Annotated in this window: 4 protein-coding genes; 1 reads left to right on the plus strand and 3 read right to left on the minus strand. The window is 39.9% G+C overall.

The window, feature by feature from the left end; translation table 11 throughout:
• The 3 genes from L990_RS16275 to L990_RS19465 form a co-directional block, all read right to left on the minus strand.
• Positions 1-548: membrane lipoprotein lipid attachment site-containing protein (locus tag L990_RS16275; RefSeq protein WP_047451633.1), on the minus strand; the 548-nt coding region annotated here is incomplete at its 3' end.
• 4 nt (positions 549-552) lie between these two features.
• Positions 553-2,445 carry a hypothetical protein gene (locus L990_RS16280; protein WP_047451635.1) on the minus strand — a complete coding sequence of 631 codons (1,893 nt, stop codon included), beginning with the start codon at positions 2,443-2,445 and terminating at the stop codon, positions 553-555.
• 32 nt (positions 2,446-2,477) lie between these two features.
• On the minus strand, positions 2,478-4,136 hold the full coding sequence (locus tag L990_RS19465) for a WG repeat-containing protein (RefSeq protein ID WP_197057315.1): 1,659 nt from the start codon (positions 4,134-4,136) through the stop codon (positions 2,478-2,480).
• Between the two features lie 1,057 nt (positions 4,137-5,193).
• Here L990_RS19465 and L990_RS16290 point away from each other — a divergent pair.
• A complete protein-coding gene (locus L990_RS16290; protein ID WP_081981766.1) occupies positions 5,194-8,226 on the plus strand; it encodes a VIT domain-containing protein in 3,033 nt (1,010 codons plus the stop codon).
• Positions 8,227-8,526 lie beyond the last annotated feature (300 nt).

Below are 8,526 nucleotides of genomic sequence, written 5' to 3' on the forward strand. Positions count from 1 at the left end.
GAAACTTGAGCATTTGTACTTTCAACCTTTACATCAAAGCTACTTGTCCAAGTATTACTATTTTCGTCAGTAATGCAAATATTAATTGGAATAACTGTATTTACTGGTGTTGTATTTGAAACTGTAAATTTGATAGTATAATAGCTCAGATAAAAGTCAGAAGCATTAGAAACACCGGCAAAATCAGCCCACTTTTTACTATTAGCAGGAATATCAGCGTAATTGACTTGTGAAGTTGGTGTAAAACCTGAGACATACCCACTTGTTGTTGAGAATGTAGCTTTAACACCATTTGCAGTTCTTGATCCTGTGTTTTTCAAACAAACTCTCAATTCTACGGTTTCCCCCTTGTTTATAATTCCATCATTGTTATTATCCTTATAAACGGTGTAATTGTCAAATTTTAAATCAATTCTATTTGTAAGTTCAGAATTGTTTTTGCCATCTAAAGGATTGTCGCGCTTGAGATTTAGGAATTCGATATTGTCAATCCCCGAGCAAGAAGACAAGCATAAAGCCGCTATGATTATAAAAAGAATCTTCCTCATTGCTTTAAAAATTGATTGTGTAACTTAAACCGCTTGCGTTCATTTCTTGATTGTAATAAACCCCTAAATGATTTCGCTTCCACGCTTTCTGCGCTTTTTTATTTGCTGCGCCTTTGTTTGCAACCCAAACAATGTCATAAATCCAAATTACCAGACCAGCACTTATACATGTATAAAATGCATTATTAAATCCATTCGCTAAATTGTAATGATTATCCATTTCAGTTTGTGTCGTGGCTGAATGGTATGCATTGTATTCTTTATTTGAAAATAATTTACAACCGATACCAGCACCAATCAAACCATAGGTCCAAAGTGTTCTCGAAAGTCCACTTTTAGCACCTCCTGTAACATTACGAACTCCAAGACCGGGGACTAATACTGATAATAAAGCATTTGAAGGGCCTCCTTTGCCATTCACTTTTACAAGTTGATTGTTATTATACTCTTGACTATTAACGATCGCTTTATTTAAATTAAAAGTGTAATTACCAATTGGTGCTTTACTTAGCTCTTTATTAATATTCAAACTATAGAGTTTAAAGTCTCTATTTGTAGAAGAAATTATATCGAGTCTTTTTTTTACCGTTATTGTTGCGTGATTTGCTTCAATTCCATATATAAATTCAGCTTTAGCATTCGCAGAATAACCATTGATAGAAACAGGATTTAATTTCAGATTTTTACTCAATTCATCTAACTTCTTTATAAGGTTTACATCTTGCGATGAAGAAACAAACCTCGTGGTATTGACACCTAAAGTATCTATCTCGCAAATGATTGTTACATCTGATTTCGGAATGTTCTGTTCGTTCAGAAGAAACATCTTTAGCTCATCTACAATTCTTTGATTGTAGATGGCGTAATTTGCCCTTTCGATGTCTTGATAATTATATTTTCTGTATGTTCTTTCTTTTAGAAATACAAGGAAATCATCAATTTCCTTTATTTTACATTTTATTTCATCAATTTTTGTGTTTTGATTAATTAACAAAGCTTTCCCGTACTCTTCTTTTGCCTTTTGGAATTGCTTAGACTTAAAAAAGTCATTTGCATTTTGGTAAAATATGCTTATATCAACTTCGGCAATCTTACTAGATAATATTTCTTCATTTTCAGGTTTTATCGTAATTGCTTCGTTGTACGCTTGTTTTGCAATAGAATATTGTTTTTGATAATAAGCTGATTCTGCCCGTTGTATTGCATTTTGATATTTCTTTTCTTTTTCTTCGGCTTCTCGTGCAATTAGTTCTGCTTCTACCTTTCTTTCTTCAACCTGCTTATAATTGTATATATAAAAGCTGTAATGTATATCAGCTCCACTTTCACTAGACTCTTTCAATTCCTTCTTGAAATTGACTTCATATAGATTATTCCTATAAATACTCTCCAGCCCACGAGAAACAGCATCAGTTGCCTGAATTTTCCTATAACCGTTGCTTGTAAGTTCTGATTTTAATTTATTTAGTTGTATTTCATCTGCAATTGCGTAGGTTATGGCATTATCATAGGTTGAATAAAGGTAAAAGTAAAACCAGCCTTTTGCTAAACCGCTATAGTCATCTTTATCCAAAGCCCAAGTAACCGTTTTATAGTCTTTAGAAACTTCTTCATCACTGTCGTTTGTTTCATTTATGTTCGTAGAGTGGAGTTTCCAGCCTTTTTCAGATAGAAACCTATCAACATAATCTAAATCTTTACATTGTAACAGTTGTAGTAGGTTGTTTAAATTCAGCTGTGCTTTTTGTCTGTGAACTGCCTGTCGTATTTCATTATCTCTGAGCTCCTTTTTATATTGTTGTTTTCGCTTCTGCTGTTCGGCCGCTGCTTTAATGCTTTGGGCGTTACAGTAAAAGTTAATTGATACAAGTAGGGCTAATAATATGCTTTTATTCATCACATTTACTTTCTAGGTTTATCTTATTTTGATTATAATGGAACAGCTGTCGTATTGTCAATAGAATCAGAACTTGCATTCGAGAGTAATAATTTATCTACATTCTCTTTAGAGAAAGCAACATATAATGATACCCAGTAATCATTATTGACAATTATAAAATTCAGTTTTCCATTTTTTTGATAGCCAATATAATCTCCTTTTTTGCATTCAAAATTTATTCCATATCGTTTCCCTATTTCATCTTTTAATCCATTAGCAATTGCTCCACCTTTATCAATAGCATTACCTGTAAAAGAGAATTGATATTCAATTGCAGATAGTTCTTCAGATAAATTAAATTGTTTTGTTGTATTATACCAGCTGTCCGATACCAGCGTATAAATTGGTTGTGAAAAAAAGAATATGGTTTTATTAATATAAATTTCTTCCGTGATTTCATGTATCTCATCGCATTCTGCTACATATTCCCCATTATCTGTCAGGCTGCTTCCGTAAAGCGGGTGATTTACAATGTTTTGTAGTGTTGAAAAATCATTAAATCCGTCAAATGCATTGTTCGTTGCTCGTTCAAAGAATTTTTTAATAAAACTAGTTACATTATAATAGTCTGTTTTTACAGAAGGTAGATGTTCTAAGTTAAAGTTGTAAACCATTTCTAAATTATAATCAGATAAATAAGACTTCATCTCATCGAATTGAGGATTAATGAGATATTTACCCGTTTTATCAATTACACCCCACTTATCCGCATTTTTTACATAGGCGACATCTCCAAAGAACATAGTGGCTTCATCGAATTGTGGATTGATTTCAATTTTTCCTTCTTTATTAATATAGCCATATTTATCATTTTGTTTTATCAGTGCTAGGTTGTTTTTAAAGGAAAAAGCCTCTTCAAATTGTGGATTTACAATTATCTTACCATTCTCACTAATAAAACCGAATAGTTTTCCTGAATAGATTGAGGCCATTCCTTCACTAATTGACATTGCATAATCAAATTGTGGATTAATTACATAGTTTCCTTTTACGTCTATAAATCCAGATTGCTTGCCATTATAAAAAGAAGCTTTCCCATTATGAAAATCCATTACTCCTTGAAATTGAGGATTGATCACAATTTTCCCTGATTTGTTGATAAATCCCCATTTTTTATTCTGACATACAGCTGCATAGCCTTCGTTGAAAGGGCGTGTAAATTCAAACTGCGGATTTACTACTACTTTTCCTGATTCGTCAACAAAACCAAACTTGTCATCAGTGGTTTGAAACATTGCAAGACCTTCTGAAAACCCAAAAGCATATTTTGCCTGCTTTAACTGAAATATTGTTTCTCCCGATTTATTAATACAAGTTGGGTAACCTCCATCAACAACAACAAATGCGAATCCTTCTTTAAAAGGAGTTCCTTCCTTAAATTTTGCAGGTATTTTATATTTTCCATCTTCAGTAATGTATCCTACTTTACCGTCAACTGACAAAACTTTTGCTAAGCCATCACGAAAGAATTGTGCGTCTTTAAATTGTGGGTTAATTTTGTATTCCCCTTTTTTGTTAACATATCCCCACTTCTCTCCCGTTTTTACTGGAATTAGTTCGAAGTTAACCTTGTTTTGATTATTCGAACATGATAGGGCGATAAAACACACACAACTAATCATGAATGTTTTCAATGTAATTTTTCCCATTTTATAATTATTTGAACATTTTATTTTCATACTCTAAGAACTTTTTGCCTTACCTACAACATCTATTATATAATCAACTAACTGCAATTACTTCCGACTTGTATAAATAAAGTATTGATAAATAGTGTTTTATGATAAAAAAGATGCTTGATAGGCAGTTGTGGTTTATGCTTGTCTGTTGTTAGCAGTATTTGGTTGTACGAAAGTCCGTAAACCGCTTGTATGACCTTTGGAAACTGAATCTGCGATTATTATCCAAAATCGGGAAGTAATAGTAGCCCTTTGGCTTTTCATAATCTTCAGCCCGTACTGGATGTAACTGAAAAAATTAACTCTATATTTGTTCACTAAAGTTTTACGTTTATAAGATGGCTCTAAATTAACCGCTTTTTCTTATTGTTGTATGCCAAGCGCAAAATAATTTTAACATTACAGACGAAATGCAAAGCAGCAGGTCTGCTATCCTGTGTGCTATGCGGCATTTAGCCAATTTTTAGTTTTCTAAATGATGCTTTTCGTGTCTCTGCGTTGTATGGATACAAGCACAACCAGCCCCTCACAGTACAGAAATGGTTATTTATTTGCAGTATATGGTAATCTTCCAATGGCCTATACAGCCAGCGATTTTAGCCTTACGACCAGTTCAATCCTATTCCTAGAGTTAATGTACATCTTTTTTATCTCCTGAAGCTCGTACCCGGTCATCGTGACGTATGCAGTGTCGGAGTTTGGGGCCAGAACCCGACAGATATACTCGCCATTTTATGGTGTGTGTGATTTCTTCTCCTAAGCTTGCATCTAACATCTAGCGTTCGGAATTTGTCGTTGGTAAGTTTGGGGTAGAATTTCTCGTCTTCGAGTATCAATATTTTCATCCAAAATATAGAACAAGCGCATTGCTCGTTGCATAATAAAAATATATTTGTAGAAGATACTATTTGGATATAAATCGTCAGACAACGCTACATGAAACCCGCATGGCTAGCAGCCGTAGGCAGCTATGAATAAAATCTTTTGATGCGGGTTGCATCCAACCGTTAAAAACAATTTTATTAGGATGAATGTAAGGATACTTCTACTATTTGCCATGGCCATCTTTGGGTGGTATGGCGCTGCGGCTCAAATCAGCATTAGGTCGGGCAGCAGCACCGAAAACCCCATCAAGATTACCGATCTCTCCGTAAAGGTTAAGGTGGTGGGCAACATTGCCACCACCAGCTTCGAGATGACGGTAACCAACACCTCCAAGCGCGTGCTAGAGGGGGAGCTATCGCTTCCGCTGAATGGCGATCAGGATATCTGCCGCTACGCGCTGGACGTTAACGGCAAGCTACGCGAGGGGGTGCCTGTCGAAAAGATTAAGGCTCGTCAAACCTTCGAGGCTATTGTACGCCGTGGCGTAGATCCTGGGCTGGTTCAAAAGACCAAGGGGAATATCTTCAAAACAAAAATTTACCCCATTGCCCCTAGCGGCAAGCGCACCGTTGCCATCGGGATAACCGAAACGCTTACCGCCAAGGATGGGAAGCTGCTCTACTCGCTTCCGCTGGAGGGGATAGATACCGTTGGCCACTTTACCGTTGATGTTGCCGTAGTAAAAGGCAGCGCCAGCCAAACGCCTAGTACGGATGGGGGCTTCTCGACCATCAGCTTCGATAGCCAGGAGAACACCTACAACCTGAGCTTTAAGCGCGACAGCTATAGGCCCGAAAAGGCGATAAGCTTCGCGATTCCGCAGTTTAATACGTCGAAGGAGCAGCTTTATACCACCGAGTTTGAGGGTAAAACCTTCTTCTACCTGTACGCACAGGCACCTTCGCTGGCGCAGCAGGTGAAGCCAACGCCAGCTACCATTGCCGTGTACTGGGATAACTCCTCTTCGGCAGATCGCCGCGCCATCGGTAAGGAGCTGCAGCTGCTGGAGCTCTACCTCAGTAAGCTAAAAGGAGCCAAGCAGGTGGTGGTATACACCTTTAACCACGAAGTGGCAGCCCCAAAAACGTTTACCGTTACCGACAATGCGGCCTCCCTTATTGCCTACCTGAAATCGGTAAAGAACGATGGGGCAACGCGTCTCGACAATATTCGCTTCAGCAGTAAGGCCAGCGAAATTCTGCTCTTTACCGATGGGGTAAATACCATCTCAACCGATGAGGTTAAGCTGCCATCGGCTCCCGTTTACACCTTTATATCGGCGGCAGGCTGCAACACCAGCATGCTAGGGTATATTGCCAATAAAACCAACGGCGAGGCCATCAACCTACAAAACCAGCAGGTGGAAGCGGCTGTTCTTCCCATGCTCAGCAACAACGAGCGCTTTGTTGGCGTCACCTACGATAAGACCAAGATGCAGGATGTTTACCCAACAACCTCGAAGGCCATAAACGGAAGCATCTGCCTAAGCGGCATACTCCTTAGCGATAAGGCCACGCTAACCGTAAATTACGGTAATAAGCAGGGGGTAACTCAGTCGAAAACCTTTGTTATTGGTAAGGATGCGCCCCAAGATGCCTCGGTGGTACGCCTTTGGGCAAAGATGAAGATTGCCGAGCTGGATACCCGCTACGAGCAGAGTAAGGAGGAGATTGCCGAGCTCGGACAAAAGTTTGGCATTGTTACCCGCAACACCTCCTTCTTGGTGCTCGAAAACGTTAACGACTACGTACAGTACGGCATTGAGCCACCTGCTGAGCTTCGTGCTGAGTACAACCAGCTTATGGCTAACCGCCCAAAACCATCGTCGGATGGATCGGAAAATATCATCAGCCAGAATGCGCAGTACGTAGAAATGCTAAGCGATTGGTATAATGCTAAACCAGCGGTAAAACCCATTAAGAAGAAGCACAGAAAGGGAAAACGAGGAGGGCGTGATGTTGTAACGAGAGACAACGAGATGATGTCGGAATCCATGTTAAGTGAATCGCTTGTAGAGGAAAGGGAAATCGCGCAGGAGGAGGAGCCCGCATTTCAAGCGGTGGAGCCAAACACTCAAAATAGCAACCAGGTTACCAACGCACTTGAAGGACGGGTTGACGGGGTGGTCGTAAATACGCAAGTTGCCACCGAAAGCAAGCGGGAGGACCTCAGCGAAGTTGTTGTAACAGCCTACGGTATACCGCGCAGATCGAATACAACTGGTAGCGCTGTGGAGGTGAAAAGTGGAGGAAAAGGGAAAGATAAAGCAATAGAGCTTCAGCCTTGGATGCCCGATGCTCCCTACCTTCGCGTGCTTCGCGAAACGGCTGCCGACAAGCTCGATTCCACCTACTTTGCGCTAAAGGAGAATAATACAGATCGACCAGCCTTCTTTATTGAGGTTGCCGACTTCTTCTTCAAAAAGGAGATGAAGTCCACCGGTATTAGGGTGCTGCTAAGCTTGCTCGAAATGGATGCCGAGAATCCGGAGCTGCTAAAGATTGCCGCCCACCGCTTGGTGCAGGAGGGCGACTACGCCGATGCCATTCTAATTTACGAGGAGGTAAAGAAGCTACGTCCCGAAGAGCCTCAATCGTACCGCGACCTTGCCGTTGCCTACGAGTTGAGCGGGCAATACCAAAAGGCGCTCGACCTCTACTGCTATATAATGGGTAAGAACTGGAAGCGATTCGACATCATTAAGGAGGTTGTTCTGAACGAGATGAACGCGCTGATTGGGGTACATCGTAAAAAGCTCGACATCTCCAACGTAGAGCCTTCGTACATAATGGCTATGCCCGACGATGTTCGTATAGTAATGGACTGGAGCACCAACGACAACGATATCGACCTTTGGGTAGATGATCCCTCTAAGGAGCGATGCATGTATAGCCACAAGCGTACCGCGGCTGGAGGAAAAATATCGGCAGACTTTACGGGTGGATATGGTCCCGAGGAGTTTATCATCAAGAAGGCTATCCCTGGCGAGTATAAGGTTTACACGAACTACTACTCCGATGGAAGGCAAAGTCTTACTGGTCCAGCTACCATATACCTTACCCTTTACACCAGCTACGGAACGCCCAAGCAGGTACGAAAAAGCATTGCCGTACAGCTTAAGGATAATAAGGAAAGCATCTCCATTGGTAGCATCACCTTTACTCCCGGCAGGTAATTCGAGGATTAGATATAGCTGCATAAAGGTCGCCAGCTAGGCGGCCTTTTGCTTTTATAAAAGGGAGGAGTATTGCGATATGCGATATGAGTAGTGCGATTTGAGATGTGAGATATGAGTAATGAGTAGTGGGATTTGCGATATGAGATGTGAGATGTGCGATTTTTTTGCTGATGGTTCTTTTCTTATAATGCTTCCTTGGATTCATATGCATATTCTAAAGCAGGCGGACTTCATGCTGGTATTAACTTTTACGTTACTTTTTTGGCGCAAAAAAGTAACCAAAAAACATGGCGGAAA

Origin of the sequence: Alistipes sp. ZOR0009, from assembly GCF_000798815.1 — a bacterium.
Lineage (GTDB): Bacteria > Bacteroidota > Bacteroidia > Bacteroidales > ZOR0009 > Acetobacteroides.